Source organism: Hymenobacter monticola (assembly GCF_022811645.1).
Taxonomy (GTDB): domain Bacteria; phylum Bacteroidota; class Bacteroidia; order Cytophagales; family Hymenobacteraceae; genus Hymenobacter; species Hymenobacter monticola.
Genome location: NZ_CP094534.1, coordinates 2,078,069 through 2,099,047, shown reverse-complemented (window position 1 = coordinate 2,099,047; position 20,979 = coordinate 2,078,069). Strand labels below are relative to the sequence as shown.

15 protein-coding genes and 2 tRNA genes are annotated in these 20,979 nt (G+C 62.2%); 7 read left to right on the top strand and 10 right to left on the bottom strand.

What is annotated here, in order from left to right:
* Positions 1-75: 75 nt before the first annotated feature.
* Positions 76-705, bottom strand: coding sequence for a TIGR04282 family arsenosugar biosynthesis glycosyltransferase (locus MTP16_RS08720; protein WP_243518289.1), 630 nt, complete (start codon positions 703-705; stop codon positions 76-78).
* Between the two features lie 245 nt (positions 706-950).
* Here MTP16_RS08720 and MTP16_RS08715 point away from each other — a divergent pair, with 245 nt between their 5' ends.
* From MTP16_RS08715 to MTP16_RS08705, 3 genes are all read left to right on the top strand, one after another.
* On the top strand, positions 951-3,734 hold the full coding sequence (locus MTP16_RS08715) for a T9SS type A sorting domain-containing protein (RefSeq protein ID WP_243518287.1): 2,784 nt from the start codon (positions 951-953) through the stop codon (positions 3,732-3,734).
* A 122-nt stretch (positions 3,735-3,856) separates the two neighbouring features.
* Entirely contained in the window at positions 3,857-6,052 is a 2,196-nt protein-coding gene (locus MTP16_RS08710) for a T9SS type A sorting domain-containing protein (RefSeq protein WP_243518285.1), read from the top strand.
* 80 nt (positions 6,053-6,132) lie between these two features.
* Complete coding sequence (locus MTP16_RS08705; protein WP_243518283.1) at positions 6,133-8,352, top strand: T9SS type A sorting domain-containing protein; 2,220 nt, start codon at positions 6,133-6,135, stop codon at positions 8,350-8,352.
* An 83-nt stretch (positions 8,353-8,435) separates the two neighbouring features.
* Here MTP16_RS08705 and galB read toward each other — a convergent pair whose 3' ends face one another.
* From galB to mutS, 5 genes are all read right to left on the bottom strand, one after another.
* The gene (gene galB / locus MTP16_RS08700) at positions 8,436-10,910 is read right to left on the bottom strand and encodes a beta-galactosidase GalB (protein WP_243518271.1); all 2,475 of its coding nucleotides are present in this window, start codon (positions 10,908-10,910) and stop codon (positions 8,436-8,438) included.
* 179 nt (positions 10,911-11,089) lie between these two features.
* A tRNA-Leu gene (locus tag MTP16_RS08695) sits at positions 11,090-11,173 on the bottom strand.
* 8 nt (positions 11,174-11,181) lie between these two features.
* Positions 11,182-11,673, bottom strand: a complete 492-nt coding sequence (locus MTP16_RS08690; RefSeq protein ID WP_243518268.1) for an HNH endonuclease — start codon at positions 11,671-11,673, stop codon at positions 11,182-11,184.
* A 51-nt stretch (positions 11,674-11,724) separates the two neighbouring features.
* Positions 11,725-11,797: transfer RNA gene (locus tag MTP16_RS08685), tRNA-Gly, on the bottom strand.
* 131 nt (positions 11,798-11,928) lie between these two features.
* On the bottom strand, positions 11,929-14,616 hold the full coding sequence (gene mutS, locus MTP16_RS08680; RefSeq protein ID WP_243520009.1) for a DNA mismatch repair protein MutS: 2,688 nt from the start codon (positions 14,614-14,616) through the stop codon (positions 11,929-11,931).
* Between the two features lie 250 nt (positions 14,617-14,866).
* Here mutS and MTP16_RS08675 point away from each other — a divergent pair, with 250 nt between their 5' ends.
* Complete coding sequence (locus MTP16_RS08675; RefSeq protein ID WP_243518265.1) at positions 14,867-15,400, top strand: RNA methyltransferase; 534 nt, start codon at positions 14,867-14,869, stop codon at positions 15,398-15,400.
* Between the two features lie 41 nt (positions 15,401-15,441).
* Positions 15,442-15,852: a hypothetical protein gene (locus MTP16_RS08670; RefSeq protein ID WP_243518262.1), complete on the top strand. Its 411-nt coding sequence runs from the start codon at positions 15,442-15,444 to the stop codon at positions 15,850-15,852.
* 100 nt (positions 15,853-15,952) lie between these two features.
* On the opposite strand, the gene MTP16_RS08665 is transcribed toward MTP16_RS08670, so the two are convergent.
* Complete coding sequence (locus MTP16_RS08665) at positions 15,953-16,723, bottom strand: TerC family protein (protein WP_243518260.1); 771 nt, start codon at positions 16,721-16,723, stop codon at positions 15,953-15,955.
* Positions 16,724-16,877: 154 nt separating this feature from the next.
* Positions 16,878-17,369, bottom strand: coding sequence for a YajQ family cyclic di-GMP-binding protein (locus tag MTP16_RS08660; RefSeq protein WP_243518258.1), 492 nt, complete (start codon positions 17,367-17,369; stop codon positions 16,878-16,880).
* A gap of 103 nt (positions 17,370-17,472) precedes the next feature.
* Here MTP16_RS08660 and MTP16_RS08655 point away from each other — a divergent pair, with 103 nt between their 5' ends.
* Positions 17,473-17,934: a GNAT family N-acetyltransferase gene (locus tag MTP16_RS08655; RefSeq protein ID WP_243518256.1), complete on the top strand. Its 462-nt coding sequence runs from the start codon at positions 17,473-17,475 to the stop codon at positions 17,932-17,934.
* Between the two features lie 132 nt (positions 17,935-18,066).
* Complete coding sequence (locus tag MTP16_RS08650) at positions 18,067-18,549, top strand: PaaI family thioesterase (RefSeq protein ID WP_243518254.1); 483 nt, start codon at positions 18,067-18,069, stop codon at positions 18,547-18,549.
* 213 nt (positions 18,550-18,762) lie between these two features.
* Here MTP16_RS08650 and MTP16_RS08645 read toward each other — a convergent pair whose 3' ends face one another.
* Both MTP16_RS08645 and MTP16_RS08640 read right to left on the bottom strand, forming a co-directional pair.
* Complete coding sequence (locus MTP16_RS08645; protein ID WP_243518252.1) at positions 18,763-19,770, bottom strand: NYN domain-containing protein; 1,008 nt, start codon at positions 19,768-19,770, stop codon at positions 18,763-18,765.
* Positions 19,771-20,169: 399 nt separating this feature from the next.
* On the bottom strand, positions 20,170-20,910 hold the full coding sequence (locus MTP16_RS08640; RefSeq protein ID WP_243518250.1) for a metal-dependent hydrolase: 741 nt from the start codon (positions 20,908-20,910) through the stop codon (positions 20,170-20,172).
* Between the last annotated feature and the right edge of the window lie 69 nt (positions 20,911-20,979).

Sequence of the window (20,979 nt, the reverse complement as noted above, 5' to 3'; positions counted from 1 at the left end):
CCGACCAGCCCTTTCAATACCGCTTTCCTTATTACCGATACCAACTGGATAACTTAATTGCCGGGCGCGGCCGCTTTAAAGGTTTCGCCACGTAGCCAGGTCGCGCCCGGAGTCCACGTCGTGCAGCACGGGCAGCTGTGCCACCCGGAGGCCTAGGCGGGTGGTGTCGGCCAGGGTATCGGGCAGCACGGAGGCGGTGCTCCAGTTTTTGTTGGCGAACAAGGCAGGCTGTAGCTCGCGCAGCCCCAACAGGTAATACCCGCCGTCGTCGGCCGGGCCTACCACCACCTCGTGGTGCTGCAGGGCCTCGAAGGCGGCGTGCAGCAGCTCCGGCGTCAGGCCGGGGCAGTCGGTTCCGATGATGACCACGCGGGCGGCACCCGCGGCAAAAGCCTCGGCGAAGGCGTGTTGCATGCGTTCGCCGAGGGATTCGGCGACGGGCTGCACGCGCCAGGGCAGGCCGGGCCATTCGGGCCGGGGCTGGGTAGCCTGCGCGGCAGATGCCGGGGCCTCGGCCAGCCACACGGTGGCGGGCACCTGGGCGGCGGCCACGGCGGCGGCGGTCAGGCCCAGCAATTCGCGGTACACGGCCAGCGCAGCTTCGGGGCCAATGTCGGCCGCGAGGCGGGTTTTGACGCGGCCCAGCACGGGCTCGCGGGCGAAAATGAGAAGATGGTTGAGGGAAAAATCAACAGGAGTCGGCATGGGGGCGTCTGCTAAGCGGGTAGCAAGCTAACGCCCGCGGCCAACTCGGCTCAATTAAAAAGTTGGGCTTTAAAAATTTTCAGCCTTTATGGAACCAAAATTGCTAACCTAAAAAAACACAAGGCCATACGCTTAATGTGCTTTTTGCTTCATCAATTGAGCTGTTTTTACGGCTTACGCAGCAAGCAGCGGGCCTGTGATTCCTGAGATGCCTATATAAATCATTCACTTCTTCCTTTTCACCTATGAAAAATCATTTACTCCTGATTTTTTCATTCCTTTTGGCGGGGCTGTTGGGCAACGCGCCAAGGGCGCAGGCCTCGCACCTGCTGGGCGGCGACCTCACCTACGAGTCGTTGGGCAACAACCAGTACCGCGTGAGCTTTCGCCTCTATCGGGACTGCTCAGGCATCGTGCCCAGCGCGTTCGTTTTGAGCTGCAAAAACGGGGGCTGCAGCTCTCCTGCCACTATAACGACTCCGTTGGTGCAGCAGGGAGCGGTGCAGGCCGGCAATCCGTTTTGCGCGGCGGTGTCAGCGGGGCCGTGCCAGGGGCCGGCGGGCCTGCCCAACTACGACATATCTACCTACACAGCTACGGTAACGCTGGCGCCCGGGCAGTGGATTCTGAGCACTGACCAGAACGCCCGTCCGGCCATGGCCAACATCGTGGCCGGCGACCTGTACGTGGAGGCCACCCTCGACAACCGCAGCCAGGGCGGCACGGCGGTAGCCAACAATTCGCCGCAGTTCGACCCGCAGGACATTCCCGTGCAGTACGTGTGCTGGAAGCAGCGGACCACCCTGGCTTTCTCCTCGACCGAGGCCGACGGCGACTCCCTGGTGTACTCGCTGGCGGCGCCGCTGCAAGCCTGCGGCACTCCGGTTCTATATAACACGTACCCGAACATTCAGCCCGTCATCCTTCCCATTGGCACCAACCCGCCGTGCTTTTTCTCTTACGCCGGCTCGCCCAGCACGACTTACACCCTTAGTTACCCTATTCGCCTGGGCCTCGACACGGTTGGTTCCTGCCCGCTGAGAACCGGCGTAGCGCAGCCGTTCCTCTTCAACCAGCAAGCCCGCACGGTGACCTTCACGCCCGGTTATTTTTTCCCCCAGGTTGGTTCGGCCGGCGGTGATAACCGATACCAGGTAGCGGTGCTCATCACCGAATACCGCCGCATCAACGGCGTGCGGCGCGTCATCGGCACGGTGCGCCGCGAGGCCACGATAATGGTCATTGACTGCGGCGCGAACACCATACCAAGCACGGTGCGCCCCACGGCCGTGACGGCCAACTCGAACACCACCACCGTGAACACCGTGGACACGACGCGCATCGACGTGCGCAGCTGCAACTACTCGCGCGTGGAGCTCAACTTCACCGACCCCGACAACCTGCGCACGCCCAGCGCCAACCAGCGCCTGACCGTGAGCATGCCCGCCAACATCAACACCGACCCGCGGCTGCTTGACGCGGGCGACGTGGGCACGTTCAGCCTGAGCGGCAACGGCACCGCCAACCCCAAAGGCGTGTTCTTCTTCCAGCCCTCGCCCACCACCGTGGGCCGCACCATTTTGGTGGGCTTCCGGGTGGAGGACGATGCCTGCCCCATCAAGGGCGTGCAAAACCGGGTGGTGGTCATCCGGGTGCTGCGCGGCAATTTTGCGCAGGCCGTGAGTGTGTCCGGCATTGGCAACTTCACGACGCCGGCCTCTATATGCCCGGGCGGCGCGCTCACGCTCCAGGGCAACGTGCTGCGTTCGGACTCCATTCGCCGCATTGCCAACAGCACCACCGTGCTCCAGCCCTACTCTTTCCAGTGGAGCGTAGCTGCGGGCGGCAACGGCCTACCGGCCGTGACCAACACGCGCAACATCACCGTGAACCCCACCGTGACCACCCGCTACCTGCTGCGCATTACGCCGCAGCTGGGTTTTGCCCAAGGCGCCTGTAGCGACACCACCTCGGTGCTGGTGCGTGTCGTGCCCCCGCCCGTTGTGACAGTCACGCCTTCGCTGGCGGCGGTGTGCGCCGGTGCGCCGGTGGCGCTGACGGCAGTCGCGAGTCGCCCCCCCGGCCTGGGCAGCAACCTGCCCGACACGTATACCTACAGCTGGACCGGCCCCGGCGTGCCGGCCAACACCACGGGCTCGACCCTGACGGTGCGTCCCACCGCATTGGGGTTGAACACCTACGCCGTAACGGCTAACGGGGCTTCGCCCTATGGCTGCACAGCTACCAACGTGGTGCAGGTACGCGTGGTGCCCCGGCCCACGGTGCGCATTACCACGAGCAATGACTATGTCTGTGCCGGTAGCCCGGCTACCCTGATGGCTTCGGCCACGCCTCCTGCGGGCTTCACCGATGCCTACACTTACCGCTTTTCCTCGGCCAATGGCTTAGCCACCGCCGACCTGACCAATGCCAACCCGACGGTGAGACCGACGGTTACAACCCGCTACTTGGTGACGGCATTTGGTAATTCGCAAAGAGGCTGCGCCGATACGGCTTCGGTTGTAGTGCGTGTTCTGCCAGCCGTAACCCCACCTGTTATTACGCGCAGCGGCAACGCACTCACCAGCAGCGCGCTGACCGGCAACCAATGGTACCGCGACAACGTGCTGCTGCCCGGCGCCACCAATCCTACCTTCACCGTGACCACCAACGGTGCTTACGCCGCTACGGCCACCGTGATAACGGGCACCACCAGTTGCACCTCGCCCCTGTCGACCGCCCTCACAGTGCTCTCGGCGGTGCGGCCCCTGGCGGGCAGCAGCCTGCGCGTGGTACCCAACCCCACGCCCGACGGCCGCCTGCAAGTCACGCTCACCGGCTACGCGCAGCCCGTGGCGCTCACCGTGCTCGACGCCCTGGGCCGCCGGGTGGCCGACGCCGCGGTGCCCGCGCCCAACCCGCAGGGCACCACTCAGGAACTTAACCTGGGCCGCTACGAGGCCGGCCTCTACCTGCTGCAGGTACGCACCGCAACTAGCTTGGAAATCCGCCGCATCGTGCGTCAGTAGTCTTCTCACGGCCGTGCGGGAGTTGGTCAGCTGTTGGTTGGCTGGCCAACTCCCGTACGGCCGGTATGGGCCCGTTCCGGCCACTCAACCCTATTCCATTTTTCTTTTCTTTCCCCTTGAGCATGAAAAATTATTTATCGTTACTCCTTTTTCTGCTGGTGTTGAGCGGATGGCTGCCCGGCGGCGTCCGGCAGGCCCGCGCTACCCAATTTGTTGGCGGCGACCTGACCTATGTGTCGTTGGGCAATAGCCAGTACCGCGTCACGCTGCATTACTACCAGGACTGCTCGGGGGTGATGCCCGCGCCCTTCACCCTGACGTGCCGCAACGGCGGCTGCGGCGCCGCGGCTACGCTTTCGGCGCCCTTGGTGCAGCAAGGGCCCGTTGAGGCCGGCAATCCGTTCTGCGCGGCTCTTTCAACCACTCCCTGCCAGGGTCCGACGGGCTTGCCCAACTACCAGCTCTTCACCTACGCCGCCACCGTGACGCTGCCCGCCGGCCAGTGGCAGCTGAGCACCGTGTATAGCGCCCGCCCGCTGATGACCAGCACAGCAGCCGGCGACCTGTACGTGGAGGCCACCCTCGACAACCGCAACTCCAGCACGGGCGCGGCCGTGGCCAACAACTCGCCCCAGTTCGACCCGCAGGAAGCGCCGGTGCAGTACGTGTGCTGGCGGCAGCGTACTACGCTCTCCCTGCCTACCACCGAAGCCGATGGCGACTCGCTGGCGTATGAACTGGCCGCGCCGCTGCAGGCCTGCGGGACGCCGGTGACGTATAATTCCTTTGTGCTTCCGTCGGTGCTGACACCCATTTCCAGCGCCAGCGGGTCGTGCTTTTTCAGTTACCCCGGCACGCCTTCCAACTTCTACAGCCCGACCCGTCCCATTTGGCTGGGGATGGATACCGTTGGCTTCTGCCCAACGCGGACGGGCGTCCTGCGTCAGCTGTCTTTCAACGCGCAGGCCCACACCATCACTTTTACCCCCGGCGTCTACAATGCGCCAACCGGCAACACCAGCAACAACCGCTATCAATTGGCCATGCTGGTAACCGAGTACCGCCGCATCAACGGCACCCTGCGCGTGGTGGGCACGGTGCGTCGGGAAATGACCTTGCTGGTGACCGATTGCAGCGGCAACTCCGTGCCCAATCCGCCAATGACCAACAACGGCCTCAACCTGCAGGACACGACGCGCATTACGGTGCGCACCTGCAGCTACACGCGCGTGGAGCTCAACTTCACCGACCCCGACAATCTGCGCACGCCCAGCGCCAACCAACGCCTGACCGTGACGCTGCCGCCCAACATCAACACCGACCCCAGCCTGTTTGGCGCCACCGATGTGGGCACGTTCCGCCTCACGGGCAACGGCAGCACAAACCCCAAAGCGGTGTTTCTCTTCCAGCCCTCACCCACCGCCGGCGGGCGCACCATTCGCTTCACGTTGAAACTTGAGGACGATGCCTGCCCCGTCAAGGGTGTGCAAACCCGGGTGATTGACATTCGGATAGTTCGGGGCAATTACGCCGTCATCATGCCCTTCTCGCCGCCTCCGCTGTGCCAGGGCGCCAGCATGACGCTGCAAGGCCTGATACTGCGCGCCGACTCGGTTCGGAACTTCACCTCCAACACCTCGCAGCTGCAGCCATACGCCTACCAATGGAGCACCACCGCGGGCGGCAATGGCCTGCCAGCCGTGACAAACACGCGCGACATCGCGGTAAACCCCACCGTGACGAAGCGCTACATCCTACGCGTGACTCCCACCCTGGGCTACACCGCGGGGTGCGGCGACACGGTGTCGGTGGTGGTGCGCGTGCGGCCGGGCGTGGCCACGCCCGTCATCACGCGCAACGGCCAGACCCTGACCAGCAGCTACGCCACCGGTAATCAGTGGTACCTCAACGGCCAGCCCATTCCTGGCGCCACCGGCCAAAGCTTTACCATTACCGCCAGCGGCAGCTACACGGTGCAAACCGTGGTGGCGGGCGCATCGGGCAGCTGCACCTCGCCCGCTTCGGCGGCCCTCACGGTGCTGTCGGCGGTGCAGCCCCTGCCCGGCAGCAGCCTGCGCGTGGTGCCCAACCCCACGCCCGACGGCCGCCTGCAGCTCACCCTCACCGGCTACACCCAGCCGGTTTCGCTCAGCGTGCTCGATGCCCTGGGCCGCCGGGTGGCCGACGCCACGGTGCCCGCCCCCAACCCGCAGGGCAGCACGCAGGAAGTGGACTTGAGCCGCTGCGAGGCCGGCCTCTACCTGCTGCAGGTGCGCACCGCCACCAGCCTTGAAATCCGCCGCATCGTGCGCCAGTAGTCGCGCGGGCGCCGCGGGGCTAATCCACTTTTAGCTGATTCTTTTCACTAAGCAGAATTCAACCTTTGGCTGTACCTCGTATGAAAGCCTTCCTACTCCTTGTTCTCAGAACTATCGTGGCCTGGGCGCTGCTGGGCGGCCTGCCCACCGCGCAAGCCTCGCACATGCTCGGCGGCGAAATGACTTATCGCTCGCTGGGCAACAACCAGTACCGGGTCAGGTTCCGGCTTTACCAGGACTGTTCGGGCGCCCCCACCACGGCCCTTACGCTGGAATGCCGCAACGGCGGCGGGTGCAACACCGCCGCCACCCTCACGGCGCCGCTGCTGCAGCAAGGCATAGCCTTCGAGCCCGCGGCCCTGTGCGTCAGCGTGCCTACTTCGTGCCAGAATCCTGCATCGGCTTATGCCGCATTTCGCTTCGTGAATTACGAAGCGACCGTGACGCTGGCCCCCGGCCAATGGACGCTGAGCACTTACCAGAACTCTCGTCCTCCGCTGGTCAACGTCGTAGCTGGCGACTTATATGCCGAGGCGTACCTTGACAACCGCGGCAGCGGCGTAGCGAATAACTCGCCCCAGTTTGACGCCGATGACATCCCAGTGCAATACATCAACTGGCGGCAGCGCACCACTTTCAGCTTCTCAGCCCTGGAGGCCGATGGAGACTCTGTGGTGTATTCGCTGGCGGCACCGATGCAGGCCTGCAACACTCCGGTTGTCTATAATTCCACCCCTTCACAGTACGTGATTGCGTGCTTTCCCACCGGCCTACCGTGTTTTATCAATCAATCGGTCGTGCCCCCGAGTGTTTTCTCCCCTGCTAACCCCATGCTCCTGGGTTGCGACACGGTGGGCACCTGCCCCACCAAAACGCTGGTACTGCGCACACAGCATTTTAACCATGAGGCGCGTACCATCACGGTTCAGCCCGGCTATTATAATGCCAGCACGTCGCCAAGTAGTGGCAACAACAAATACCTGCAAGCCGTGCGAATCGACGAATACCGCTACGTGAACGGCGTGCGCCGACTGATTGGCCGCGTATATCATGAAATGGTGCTGATTGTGACAGACGGCGGCGGCAACACGGTGCCAAACCCTGTGCAGGTGGCCAACCAGACCACCAATTCCGGGGCCCGCATCATCAACGCGCTGGACACTACCCGCGTGGAAGTGGAAGCCTGCAGCTACTCGCGCCTGGCGCTGGACTTCACCGACCCCGATAACCTGCGCATGCCTAGCGTAGGCCAACTGCTCACCGTCACCGTTCCAGCCGACCTCAACACCAATCCCCTGCTACTGGACGCGGGCGACGTGGGCACGTTCAGCCTCAGCGGCAACGGCACGGCCCGTCCGCGGGGCACGCTCTACTTGCAGCCTTCGGCCTCGGCCGCCGGGCGCACCATCCGCATCAACGTGCGCGTGGAAGACAATGCCTGCCCCGTCAAAGGCCGGCAAAACCGGGTGATTGTGATTAAAATACGCAAGAGCCTACGGGCCGCCATTGCCCTGGCCGGCACTTTGGCGCCAGTGAGAACCTACAGCCTGCCCATTGGCAGCACGCTGGATTTGAGAGGCCTGGCCATGCGGCCGGACTCGTTGCGGCGGTTTGCCTCCGGCACCACGGTCGCCCAGACTTACAACTACCAGTGGCAGGTGCGCGGCAATGGCCTCAACCCGGCGCAGGCCACCAGCGGCAGCATCACGGTGGCGCCTACTGTTCCCAGCCGCTACCTGCTGGCCGTGACGCCCGCCGGGGGCTTCAGTGGGGGCTGCGGCGACACCACCTCGGTGCTGGTAACCCTGATGATGCCGCTGGCACCCGTCGTCACGGCCAGTGGCACCGTGCTACGCAGCAGCTACGCCACCGGCAATCAGTGGTACCTCAACGGCCAGCTGATTCCCGGGGCCACGGGCCAGACCATTACGGCCACCGGTGGGGGAACCTACACCGTGATGGTCACGATAGTAGCAGGCGGCGTGACGTATACCTCTCCCATGTCGTCTCCGCTTACGTTGCTCTCGGCAGCGCGGCCCCTGCCCGGCAGCAGCCTGAGTGTGGCGCCCAACCCCACGCCCGACGGCCGCCTGCAGCTCACCCTCACCGGCTACACCCAGCCGGTTTCGCTCAGCGTGCTCGACGCCCTGGGCCGCCGGGTGGCCGACGCCACGGTGCCCGCGCCCAACCCGCAGGGCAGCACGCAGGAACTGGACTTGAGCCGCTGCGAGGCCGGCCTCTACCTGCTGCAGGTGCGCACCGCCACCAGCCTTGAAATCCGACGCATCGTGCGCCAGTAGTCGCGCGGGCGCCGAGCCTTCGGTTCAGGCACAAAAAAGCCGACTGCTTGCTAAGCAGCCGGCTTTTTGCTGTTCTGCCAATTTTACTTCAACCCCACTTTCAGCTGCAAAGTACCGGTCTGCAGGCCCGCGCCTGTCACTTTCAACTGCACATCGCCGGCTTTATCCGCGGCCTGCACAATGGCCACCAGCTGCCCGTGGAAGGCATGCATTTGGGGCTTATGAAACAGCTCCAGGCTGGTAGGGTCGCCGTTGCCCACGGCGCGGAAGCTACCAGCACCGCTCACTGCTACCTGCAGCTGGTCGGCGGCGTCGGGGCAGAGGTTGCCCTGGGCATCTTCCACGCGCACGGTCACGTAGGCCTGGTCCTGGCCATCGGCGGCCAGCTTGCTGCGGTCGGCTACCAGTTTGAGGTGGTGCGGCTTGCCAGCCGTGCGCACGGTTTCTTCGGCCACGGCCTTGCCCTGGGCGTTGTAGGCCACCACTTTGATGGCGCCGGGCGCGTATTTCACGTCGTTCCACATCAGGCGGTAGCGCGTCTGGGGTTGGTCCGACTTCGCTTTGGTTTGGCGGCCCTGGCTCACGCCGTTCACAAACAGCTCGGCCGAGGGGTAATTGGTGTAGCAGAACACGGGCGTGGTCTGGCCTTCGCGGCCGGGCCAGGTCCAGTGCGGCAGCAGGTGCAGGGTGGGCTGGCTGGCATTCCAGCGGGCGCGGTAGAGGTAGAACCGGTCTTTAGGCATCCCTGCCAAATCCAGAATGCCAAACATGGAGCTGTGCGAGGGCCACTTTTCGTCGTAGGGCGTGGGCTCGCCCAAATAGTCGAATCCCGTCCACACAAACTCGCCCAGCACATTGGCCATATCGTCCTGCTGCACAAACTCCTCGTCCGGGGTCTGCGACCAGACACAGGCCTCCAGGTCGTACGAAGAGCATTGGTTATCGTCGTACTGCTTCTGTTTGGCCCGCACCACCGGAAACTTGTACACGCCCCGCGAGCTGATGGTGGAGGCCGTTTCGGAGCCCAGCAGGAATCCCTGCGGCAGCTTGGCCAGCGCCTCGGCGTAGCGGTGCGGCTTGTAGTTGAAACCCGGAATATCGACCACCGGCGCCATGCCGTACTTGAAGTCGTCGTCGAACCGGTCCATGCCCGCCGCCACGGGGCGCGTGGGGTCTTCGCGGTGCACAATGTCCTGCAGGCGCTTGGCAATGACGGGGCCGTTGGCGTTGCTCTGGTCGGGCACCTCGTTGCCAATGCTCCACATAATCACCGACGGGCTATTCCGGTCGCGGTGCACCATGTTCACCAGGTCCTTCTCCGACCACTGGTCGAAATACTGGCTGTAGCCGTTTTTCACCTTCGGCGCCTTCCATTCGTCAAAGGCCTCCACCATCATCATAAAGCCCATCTCATCGCACAGCTGCACCAGCTCCGGGGCCGGCATGTTGTGCGAGGTACGGATGGCGTCGCAGCCCATGTCCTTCAGCAAAGCCAGCTGCCGGCGCAAAGCTGCCGTGTTGATGGCCGCACCCAACGGCCCCAAATCGTGGTGGTTGCACACGCCCTTGAACTTGCGCGGCTGCCCGTTCAGCGAGAAGCCCTTATCCTTCTCGAACTTAAACGAGCGAATACCAAAACGCGTGGTGTAGGTATCCTTCAGCGTCTGACCCGAATACAGCTTCGACGAAGCCGTGTACAGCACCGGCGTCTCCGGCGACCACAGTTTCGGCTGCGGCACCTGCAAGGTTTGGTCGAATTCTGCAGCGCCCGCAGCCGCCAAGTTGCTGGTAGAGGTGGCCACCACCTTGCCTGCCACGTCTTTGATTTCAGTCACAAGGCGCAGGGCCGGCCGCGCGCCGCTTGCCGCCACTTGGGTGCGCAGCTTCACCGTCGCAGACTGAGCGGTGATGTCGGGCGTGGTGAGGTAGGTGCCCCACACCGGAATGTGCACGTCGTCGGTTACAATGAGGTGCACGTTGCGGTAGAGGCCGGCGCCGGGGTACCAGCGCGATGCCTCCGGCTGGTTGCGCAGGCGCACGGCCAGCGTGTTGTCGCCGCTGGCTTTCAGATACGGGGTAATATCGAAGGAAAACGAATTGTAGCCGTAGGGCCAGCTGCCCACCTCCTTGCCGTTCACAAACACGTGGGCGTCGCTCATGGCCCCATCAAACAGCAGCACCGCGCGCTGCCCGGCCTTGAAGCCCGGCACCACCAGCCGCCGCCGGTACCAGCCCGTGCCGATGAAGGGCAACCCGCCCGTGCGCCCGGCCTTTTGGGTGGCCTTCTGCTCCTGATTCTGCTCAATCTTCACCGTTTGCAGGTCGTTGTTGCCGTCGAAAGGCCCGTAGATGGCCCAGTCGTGCGGCACGCGCACCGTCTGCCACCCGGCGTCCTTAAAATCAGGCTTGGCCGCGTCAGTCTGCTCGCCTTTGGCGAATTTCCAGTCCGTGGTCAGCAAGTATTCCTGCCGCGTTTGGCCTGCTGCAAGCAGGGCCGTTGAGGATAAGACAACGGTGGCCAGCCCGCCCAAAGCCCAGCGGCTCAATAATGCACTCATGCGATTTTAATAAAGTAAAGCTGGTTAAAATGCTTGTTCAGCCAGTCCGGCAAAGGTCCTTTTCCAGAGCGGAAGCAACAAGATAATCGTTTGCGCAATTGGTGACATTGCCCACGCCGTGCGCTGGAATTGCGCCAAATAAAAAGCCCTTCACCGCATGATGAAGGGCTTTTTATTTGTACCAGAGACGGGACTCGAACCCGTACTTCCTTACGGAAACGACAGTTTAAGTGTCGCGTGGCTACCAATTACACCACTCTGGCATAGGCAGTTATGCCTTTTTTCTGCTCTGATTCTTGCCCCGATAATTTTCCGTTAGCGCGTGGCAATTAGGACAAAGCAACTGCAAGTTAGCAAGTCGATGGTCATTATTGATGCCATTGGCGTGATGAAGCTCCAATGGGATAGGCTCCTGTTGCCATTCGGTCAACCCGCATTTTTCGCACCGGTGTCCTTTTATTCCATGCTCAATCAGGCGATTTCGTAGCCGATACGTGGACGTATAGGCTGAATTCTCAACCAACACGTTTTCCCACGAAAACGCAGGTCCCAGCGTGCGATACCGCGCCCCCTGGTTCCAGGCGGCACCCGTGAAATGGCTGGTGTCCAACCCCAGCTTGGCGATGCGGGTGTGCACGGTTTTGTAGTTGCCACCGGCCGGCACCAGCCCAATGCGGCCCAGCACTTGGGCCACCGAGAGGCTTTCGGCCACGGCCAGCCTAAATTCATCGTCGGTGCTCAGGCATTTGCGGGTAGCGGCCATTTTCAGACTTGGCAGAAAACAAAAACGCCGCCCGAAGGCGGCGTTTTTTTGAGCGGGAGACGAGGTTCGAACTCGCGACCTCGACCTTGGCAAGGTCGCGCTCTACCAACTGAGCTACTCTCGCAGGAGGTTCAGAACAAGTTTCGTTGTGCTGAATGGTGCGACAAAGGTAGGGGCATTTTTTGGAGAAGCAAGTACCTAGTGTGGAAATTTTCACCCCAGGGCCCTTTCTGCTTCATTTTCAGCCCGAAAAATTTAACCTTTCTCTAACGTCAGCTTCAGTTCGTTCAGCTTCATCAGCGCTTCGATGGGCGTAAGCGTGTTCACATCGAGGTGCTGCAGCAGCTCGCGGATGCGCTCCAGAGCCGGGTCGGAAGGCTCGAAGATGCTGAGCTGGGCCCGCGGCGCGGTGGCCACCGCTGCCGTGGCACGGGGCTGGGGCGTGGCGGGCTGCCGAGGCGGTGGCACCGCAATGCCCACCCGGCCGTTACCGGACTCGATGCCGGCCAAGACGTCGTCAAACTCCGTAGCTGCATTATCATCGGCGCCCGCACTGGTACGCTCCACTTCCAGATGGTGCATGATTTCGTTGGCCCGCAACACCACTGAGGTAGGCATGCCGGCCAGCCGCGCCACGTGGATGCCGAAGCTGTGCTCGGAGCCGCCGGGCTGCAGCTTGCGCAAGAACAGGATGCGACCGTCGGCCTCCTTCACAGCCACGTTGTAGTTGCGCACGCGGGCACAGTCGTCGGCCAGCTGGTTGAGCTCGTGGTAGTGAGTAGCAAAAAGGGTTTTGGCCTTGGCTTTGGGGTTGTTGTGCAGGTGCTCCACAATGGCCCAGGCAATGCTGATGCCGTCGTAAGTGCTGGTGCCGCGCCCGATTTCATCCATGAGCACCAAACTTCTATCCGAGAGGTTGTTGAGAATAGAAGCGGTTTCGGTCATCTCCACCATGAAGGTACTTTCGCCCTTGCTCAGGTTGTCGGAAGCACCCACGCGGGTAAAAATCTTGTCGATAATGCCTACGGTGGCGGCATCGGCGGGCACGAAGGAGCCAATCTGGGCCAGCAGCACGATGAGGGCCGTCTGGCGCAGCAGGGCCGATTTACCGGCCATGTTGGGGCCGGTTATCACCACAATCTGTTGCTCGTCCTGGTCGAGGCAGATGTCGTTGGGAATGTAGCTTTCGCCGGGTGGCAACTGCCGCTCGATGACGGGGTGACGGCCGGCCTTGATGTCGAGCACGGTGCCGTCGTTCACCACGGGCTGCACGTAGCGCTGCTGCCGCGCCGTGAGGGCGAAGCTGGCCAGGCAGTCGGTCACGCCAATGGCACGGGCGTTTTGCTGAATCTGGGGCACAAAATCGAGCGCCGCCAGCACGAGGTCGTTGTAGATTTTCTGCTCAATGACGAATAGCTTTTCCTCGGCGTTGAGGATTTTCTCCTCGTAGGTTTTCAGCTCTTCGGTCACGTAGCGCTCGGCATTCACCAGCGTCTGCTTGCGAATCCACTCGGCCGGCACCTTGTCTTTGTGGGCGTTGGTCACTTCGAGGTAGTAACCAAACACCTTGTTGTAAGCCACTTTCAGCGACGAGATGCCCGTATTGCGCTGCTCCCGTTGTTGCAACTGCAACAGGAAGTCCTTGCCCGAAAAAGCCAGTGCCCGCAACTCATCCAGCTCGGCATCGACGCCCGTGTTCAGCACGCCGCCCTGGTTGGTGAGGATGGGCGCGTCGGGCTTGATTTTGGTGAGGATTTCCTGGCGCAGGGTGGCGCAGGGGTTGAGCTGGTCGGCCAGCTTCACCAACGCCTTCACGCCGGAGGCGGCCAGCCGCTCGCGCATGGGCGCCACGGCTTCGAGGGCACGGGCCAGCTGCAACAGCTCGCGCGGGTTCACACGGCGCACGGCCACTTTGGATATCAGGCGCTCCAGGTCGTTTATCTGGCGCAGGTGCTGGGTGAGGTCGCCGAGCAATTCCTCGTCGGCTACTAGGGCAGCCACGGTATCGAGACGCCGCTGAATTTGGCTTACTTCTTTCAGGGGCAACACTATCCACTTGCGCAGCAGGCGGGCGCCCATGGGTGTCAGGGTTTGGTCGAGCACGTCGATGAGGGGCACGCCGCCGGGGTGCTGGGCCTGCACCAGCTCCAGGTTGCGCACCGTGAAGCGGTCGAGCCAGACGTACTTGTCCTCCTCAAGCCGGCCGAGGCTGGCGATGTGCTGGATGTCGGTGTGCTTGGTTTCGGCGAGGTAGTGCAGAATGCAGCCGGCTGCGATGACGCCTTCCTTCAAATTATCCACCCCGAAGCCCTTGAGCGAAGTGGTGCGGAAGTGGCGCGTGAGGGTATCGTGGGCGTAGTCAGCCCCGAAAACCCAGTCATCCAGCACGTAGGTGCAATAATCAGGGCCGAAGTGTAACTCAAAATCTGAGCGGCTTTTCTTGCAGAACAGCACCTCGGCAGGGCTGAAATTCTGCATCAGCTTGCCCAGGTAATCGAGGGTGCCCTGGGCAGCCAGGAACTCGCCGGTGCTTATATCAAGGAAGGAAATGCCGGCCTCCTGCTTGCCGAAGTGGATGGCGGCGAGGTAGTTGTTCGAGCGGCGTTCGAGCACGTTGTCGTGCATGCTCACGCCGGGCGTCACCAGTTCAGTGATGCCGCGCTTGACGAGTCCCTTGGCTTCTTTGGGGTTTTCGAGCTGGTCGCAGATGGCCACGCGCTGGCCAGCGCGCACTAGCTTGGGCAGGTAGTTGTCGAGGGAGTGGTGCGGGAAGCCCGCCAGCGCCACTTCGCTGCTGCTGCCGGCGCCGCGCTTGGTGAGCGTGATGTCGAGAATGCGGGCGGCCGTGACGGCGTCCTCCCCGAAGGTTTCGTAAAAATCGCCCACCCGAAACAGCAGCACCGCGCCCGGGTGCTGCTGCTTGAGCTGGTAATACTGCTTCATCAGCGGCGTTTCGCTCACGGCCGGGATGGGCACGGTGAAGTGGTCGGGGCCGACGGATTTGATGACGAATTCTTTTTTGGGTGCAGGCAAGGCAACGGCGCGCGACCTTTGCAGGGCGCAGCATTTTGATGTGAACGAGAAAAGAGCGGCCGCTTCCGCAGCGACGAACGCGGCCTGATGAAACACATCAAACCAGCGGGCCACCCTATTTTAAACCGACAAAGCGAACCGCAAAGTTCGCGCTATTTCCATGCGAAAACTCACAATGGCCGAGCTGAACCGGGCCTCGGTGGATGATTTCAAAAGTACGCCCAAAAGCCCCGTGGTTTTAGTGCTCGACAACGTGCGCAGCATGCACAACGTGGGCGCCATTTTCCGCACGGCCGACGCCTTCGCGCTCGAAAAAATCTACCTCTGCGGCTACACGCCGCGCCCGCCGCACCGCGAAATCACCAAAACGGCCCTGGGCAGCGAGGAATCCATGGCCTGGGAATACGCGGCCGAAACCGCGACGGCCGTGGCTGCCCTCAAAGCCGCCGGCTACCAAGTGGCGGCCGTGGAGCAAACCACGGGCAGCGTCCTGCTGCCGCAGTTTCGGCCCGAAGTTGGCCGGCCGCTGGCATTGGTGCTGGGCAACGAGGTTTTTGGCGTGGAAGACGCGGTGCTGGCTTTGTGCGACATGGCCGTGGAAATCCCGCAATTCGGCACCAAGCATTCGCTGAACGTGGGCGTGGCGGCCGGCGTGGTGCTCTGGGATGCGCTGGTGAAGCTGGGCGTGGTGTAGGCGCGGCCAAAACCATTGGGGCACGGCCTCGTTTTCCGGTTATGCTCCCTTCTCCCCCATCCGCGCGCCCCAACGACGCCTTGCTGGCCCTGCGCCCCCTCGTGCCCACCGAAACCACCGACGCCGACGGCACCGTAGGCGCTTTTCTGCACGCCACGCTCCGCCCGGTGCTCAAGCTGCAAAACGACCTGCTCCTGGCCGTGGTGGCCGATTTTGTGCGCGACCACCACATTGCCCTACGGCCCACCGACCAGCACCACCAGCTCACCGAATTGCTCACCCGCAACACCAAGCTGCGCTACACCGTGGTGGGGCTGACTTCCGGTCAGTTCACCACCGAAGAATACGCTTTCTACCGCCAGCACCGCTCCGAGCTGAACCGCCGCTTGCTGGAAATGGCCCTGCGCCGCGTGCTCGACCAGGCAGACAGTGTGGTGGTTTTGGCGGGCTAACGGTTTTCACCGCAGAGGGCGCAGAAGAAAGACGCAGAGGGCCGCAGAACGTTCTGCGGCCCTCTGCGTCTTTCTTCTGCGCCCTCTGCGGTGAAATCCTCTAGTCGTACTGCGAGTCGCGCAGCTGCACGGGCTTGGCTTTCTTGCGCAGGCGCAGGTTCAGCAACTCCACAATCAGCGAAAAGGCCATGGCGAAATAGAGGTAGCCTTTTTCGATTTCTTTGTGGGCAGCTTCCATCACCAGCATGAAGCCAATCATGATGAGGAACGACAGCGCCAGCATCTTGATGGTGGGGTTGTTGTTCACGAAGTTGGCCACGGCACCGCTGAACGTGAGCATGATGCCCATGGCGCAAATCACGGCCGCAATCATCACCAGCACATTGTCCACGAGGCCCACGGCGGTCAGGATGGAGTCGAAGCTGAACACAATGTCGATGACGATAATCTGCAGAATCACATTCAGCATCGACGTCTGGCCTTTGCCGCCGGTTTCGTCGTCCTCCTCGCCTTGCAGCTTGGTGTGAATCTCGGTGGTGCTCTTGTACATCAGGAACAAGCCGCCGGCCAGCAGAATCAGGTCGCGCCCGGTCACACCGAAGGGCTGGTTGAGCCACGGAAAATCGGGCAGGTTGAACAGCGGATTGCGCAAGCTCACAATCCAGGAAATGCTCAGCAGCAGGCCAATGCGAAACAGCAGCGCCAGCAGCAGGCCAATGGTGCGGCCCCGCGCCTGCTGCTCTTTGGGCAGCCGGTTGACGACAATGGAAATGAAAATGATGTTGTCGATGCCCAACACGATTTCCATGAACGTGAGGGTCAGCAGACTAACCCAGGTGGCAGCGTGGGCAAAGGCTCCGAAGTCGTACACTTTTTTTGAATGAGGAATGAAGAATAAACCGAACGGCTGTCATCCTGAGCGCAACGAAGGACCTTATCGCGCCTGCGCCAATTGTATTACGTTGGCTTCGTTCTATGCTGATAAGGTCCTTCGCTGTGCTCAGAATGACAGTTCGTTAACCTACCTACGATTTCATGTTCACGAACTGCAGCGGCAACCCGATGTCGGCCTTGCGCAGCACGGCGATGGCGGCCTGCAAATCGTCGATTTTCTTCGATGTCACGCGCACCTGGTCGTCCTGCATCTGGGCTTCTACCTTCACCTTGGCGTCCTTGATGGCCTTGATGATTTTGCGGCCGTACTCCTTATCGACCCCAGCACGCACCTTGATTGTTTTCTTGATGAGCTGGCCGCTGGGCTGCTCGTCGGCCGTGAAATCGAGGCTGGTGCCGTCGATGCCCTGCTTCACCACGCGGCCCAGCAGAATGTCCTCCAAGGCCTTGATGCGCATGGAGTTTTCGGACGACAGGAGAATGGTGTTTTCCTTTTTGTTGAGCTCGATGCCGCCCTTGGTGTCGCGCAGGTCGTAGCGGGTCTGGAGTTCTTTTTGGGCTGTGTTCACCGCGTTTTCGAGGGTTTGCGGGTCCACTTTGCTCACGATGTCGAAGGAAGCCATGGCGGGAAGAGAAGTAGTTTTGGGAAGAGAAACCGGCCGCAGCCGGGGCGTAAAGGTAACGCCCGGTTCCGGCCGGGGTTGCGCTCGTCTTCATTCTTTCCTCATGACTTCCGCCCCCATCGTTCGTCCGCCGCGCACCCCCGCCGAGTGGGCCGCCTACTACCACCTGCGCTACGCCGTGCTGCGCCAGCCCTGGCAGCAGCCCCCCGGCTCCGAGCGCGTGCCCGCCGACGACGAGCCCGGCACCATGCACGCCCTGCTGCTGGCCGACGAGGCCGCCGAAACGCCGGTGGCCTTAGCGGTGGGAATGCTCCAACCTACCGGCCCCGCGCAGGGCCAGATTCGCTTCATGGCCGTGGCGCCAGAGGCCGCGGGCCGCGGCCTGGGGCGTGAGGTGGTGGCCTACCTAGAAGCGCAGGCCCGCACGGCCGGGCTCACGGAAGTGGTGTTGCATTCGCGGGAGGCGGCCGTGGGCTTTTATGAAAGGCTGGGCTACGCGGTGATGGAGCCGTCGCACCTATTATTTGGCCTCATCCCGCACTTTCTGATGCAGAAGCATTTGTAAGGCACCAGTACCCCAAAATTTTATATCAGGACGTGTGGGCAACTACCGCAGGTTTGTTTCGGCATCCGAAATGAAATTCCGGAGCACTCGTACCATACTGCCTCAAGCTTCGTCATTCCATTCCAAGTCCGCATGTCCGAAACAACCTCGCCCCGTCCCGTGCCCGAATTAGCCGCCATGGTAGCCGCCTACGACCAGATGAACCACTACGGCCGCACCAATGGCATGACCCTGACCGTGCCCGAGCCCGGCCACGCCGAATACCGCATGACCGTGCGCGAGGAGCACCTCTCCTCCCCTGGCACCTGCCACGGCGGCGTGCTGGCCGGCCTCATGGACGCCGCATTGGGCGCTGCCGCCCTCACCCTGGCCTTCACCAAACTCGAATTTGTTTCGACGGTCGAATTCAAGATGAACTACCTCCACGCCGTGCATCTGCACGACACACTGGTAGCCCGCGGTGACGTCGACCACGCCGGCAACTCGTTGGTGGTGAGCAGCTGCGTCATCTATCGCGTGCAGGAAGGCCAGGAGAACGTAGCCGTAGCGCGTGGCATGGGCACGTTCAACCGCTACCCGGCCAACAAGCGTGAATTTGCCAAGCTGCTGATGTGATTCTGGTTTGTCATTGCGAGTGGAGCGCAGCGCAACGCGGCAATCTGTCCTCCCAATGCGATTAGCTTTGAGTTGCGACAAAGCCTTTATCAGCACAAAAGCCCCGATACTTTGCAGCATCGGGGCTTTCTGGTAAAAGAGAATGTCTGGCGTTTAGAGGACGGATTGCCGCGTTGCGGTGCGCTCCATTCGCAATGACAAACGGACCGATTCTTACAATTCCGCCGAGGCGTGCATGCTCACGGGCTCGTACTCGTCGTCGCCGTCGGCCATTTGGGGGGCGGGCACTTTGCGCACGTTGCGGGCGCAGTCCTCGTCGCGGTGGTTGCGGCCCACGGTAAACTCCACCCAGTCGCCTTCGCGCAGGTCGTTGAAGTCGCCCTCCGTCAGGTCGGCGTAGCTGAAAAACAGGTTGTTCGGCGGCATTACCACGAAGCCGAAGCCGTTTTTCAGGTTTTTGATGGTGCTCATGCCCAGCGTGCCCACGGGGCCGGCGGCGGTGGGGCCGGTGGGGCGCAGGGGCTTGGGCGCGGCGGCCGTGCTGGGAGCGAAAGCGGCGGGCTCGGTTTGGTTCACAAACAGGGCTTCCACCACTTCGTCCTGCTGCTGCAGGCCGCGGTCAATGACGTCGTGCATGGCCACGGGGTACGTCACCTGCTCCAGCAGCTGCTGCGAGGCGCGCGTCACGCGGGTTTCGCCCTTGAAGTCTTCGTATTTGAAGTCCCAGTTCAGCAGCATCACGCGGGTGCCCACGGTGTTGAGCTTGCGGATGAGGGGCACGTAGTCGGAGTCGCCGGCGATGAGCACCACCACGTCGAGGGTTTTGTGCAGGGCCAGCTCGAGGGCTTCGAGGCTCAGCCACACGTCGATGCCTTTTTCCTGCAGGCGGCCGTCGCGGGTTTTGAGGGCCATGTAGTGCGTCTGCACGCCTAGGTTCATTAGGATGTCGTCGAGCAGGCGGTCGTGGAACAGGCGGTCCTTGTCGCGGGCTTCGGTGGCCGAGAGGCGGCCGCGGAAGAAATGCGCGTCGGTGATTTGCGCCAGGCGCACGTCCACGTCTTCTTCTTCGGCAACCTGGTGGCGAATGTATTCGTGCAGTCCTTCAAGGCTAATGCGGGCCTTGCGCTCGTGCTGGAAATAATAATAGTCGCTGATTTTTAAGAAATAGTTGCCGTCATAAAAGACACCAACCCGAATCAAGGGGCTGTTCATCTGGTTCATGCGTAATGGAATGGGGTAAAGTTAGAAAAAGCGTTGTGAGTGGGACAAGGTGTTAGGAATGAGGCAGAACGGCTAATCATACCACTGCACCGAAGTGCCGTCGTATGCTGTGTCAGCCAAGGATAGGTAGTTGTGGGGAGCGGGCCGGAAGATAGGATAATGGCCGGCGGCCGGAGGGGTTAAGGTTAGGGTAGCGGTAAAGGGATGCGACGTGGACGCAAGGCTCGAAAACGCTGGATAATAGCACGCCCTCGGCTCAATACGACCGTAATATGTCGGTATATCTGCTGCGAAGCTAATGGTCTGAGCCGACTTATGCAACAGTAAGTTAATTAGGACGAAACCGCGCGGCAGCGTAGTGTGCGCTAAATGCCGGACTACTCAACAGTTGGCGCGCGCTTAGAACCCCATGCGGCCCACCACCAGGCCCAGCACCAGCAGCCCGTAGCCGGTGCAAATGGCCACCTCCAGCATGTTGCCCGAAGCCGAGCCCGTGCTGATGAGCGGAATCTTAAACGAGTAGTCCCAAAGGGGCAAAAACCACCGCACGCCCGCTTTGGTGAGGCTATCGGCTATCAGGTGGGAGGCGTAGCCGCCGCCGGCAAACAGGGCCACGCCGTGCCAGCCCAGGTGCTGGTTGGCCAAGTGGCCGATGTAAGTCCAGAGGGCGGTGGCCCAGATGGTGTGCGTCCAGGAGCGGTGTGAAGTGAAGGGCGCCAGCGCCACAAACGTTCCCAGCAAGCTCAGCCACAATTGCTCGGTGTAGAGGCCGGCCACCACCGTGGCCAGCCCGGTGAAGAGCAGCGCCAGCCGCCGCGCCGAGCCGCCCTGCATGCCCACCCCAATCAGCCCGAACGCCAGCGCCACGGTGTAGTAGAGCCGCTGCTCCGACCCGACCCTTAACTGGAAGTAAGCATAGGCCGCAATGGCCAGCGCGCCGGCGGCGAAGGCCCAGCGCACGTAATTCTGGGTGAAGCCGAGGCGCTTGCTGAGGCGGCTCTCGGGGTGGTCGAGGTCGGGGGCGAGGCTGGAAAAGCCGGCCAGGGCAATGCCGGGCACCGAAAACGGCAGGCCCGGCACCAGCCCCGCAATGGCCACGCCGGTGATGAGGCCGATGGCCAAGTGGGAAGAACCGCGCATTTTATTTGGTTGTCAGTTATTCGTTGTCAGTTGTTAGGTGCTTTGCACGTCGCTACTGGCCTGACAACC

What these genes read in the sequence shown, in the direction of transcription:
- MTP16_RS08650 (WP_243518254.1), top strand. Translation starts at nt 18,067, where the DNA reads ATGTCCGAAACAACCTCGCCCCGTCCCGTGCCCGAATTAGCCGCCATG.
- MTP16_RS08660 (WP_243518258.1), bottom strand. Translation starts at nt 17,369, where the DNA reads ATGGCTTCCTTCGACATCGTGAGCAAAGTGGACCCGCAAACCCTCGAA.
- MTP16_RS08655 (WP_243518256.1), top strand. Translation starts at nt 17,473, where the DNA reads ATGACTTCCGCCCCCATCGTTCGTCCGCCGCGCACCCCCGCCGAGTGG.
- MTP16_RS08710 (WP_243518285.1), top strand. Translation starts at nt 3,857, where the DNA reads ATGAAAAATTATTTATCGTTACTCCTTTTTCTGCTGGTGTTGAGCGGA.
- MTP16_RS08645 (WP_243518252.1), bottom strand. Translation starts at nt 19,770, where the DNA reads ATGAACCAGATGAACAGCCCCTTGATTCGGGTTGGTGTCTTTTATGAC.
- MTP16_RS08720 (WP_243518289.1), bottom strand. Translation starts at nt 705, where the DNA reads ATGCCGACTCCTGTTGATTTTTCCCTCAACCATCTTCTCATTTTCGCC.
- MTP16_RS08670 (WP_243518262.1), top strand. Translation starts at nt 15,442, where the DNA reads ATGCTCCCTTCTCCCCCATCCGCGCGCCCCAACGACGCCTTGCTGGCC.
- MTP16_RS08690 (WP_243518268.1), bottom strand. Translation starts at nt 11,673, where the DNA reads ATGGCCGCTACCCGCAAATGCCTGAGCACCGACGATGAATTTAGGCTG.
- MTP16_RS08640 (WP_243518250.1), bottom strand. Translation starts at nt 20,910, where the DNA reads ATGCGCGGTTCTTCCCACTTGGCCATCGGCCTCATCACCGGCGTGGCC.
- mutS (WP_243520009.1), bottom strand. Translation starts at nt 14,616, where the DNA reads ATGAAGCAGTATTACCAGCTCAAGCAGCAGCACCCGGGCGCGGTGCTG.
- MTP16_RS08705 (WP_243518283.1), top strand. Translation starts at nt 6,133, where the DNA reads ATGAAAGCCTTCCTACTCCTTGTTCTCAGAACTATCGTGGCCTGGGCG.
- galB (WP_243518271.1), bottom strand. Translation starts at nt 10,910, where the DNA reads ATGAGTGCATTATTGAGCCGCTGGGCTTTGGGCGGGCTGGCCACCGTT.
- MTP16_RS08715 (WP_243518287.1), top strand. Translation starts at nt 951, where the DNA reads ATGAAAAATCATTTACTCCTGATTTTTTCATTCCTTTTGGCGGGGCTG.
- MTP16_RS08675 (WP_243518265.1), top strand. Translation starts at nt 14,867, where the DNA reads ATGCGAAAACTCACAATGGCCGAGCTGAACCGGGCCTCGGTGGATGAT.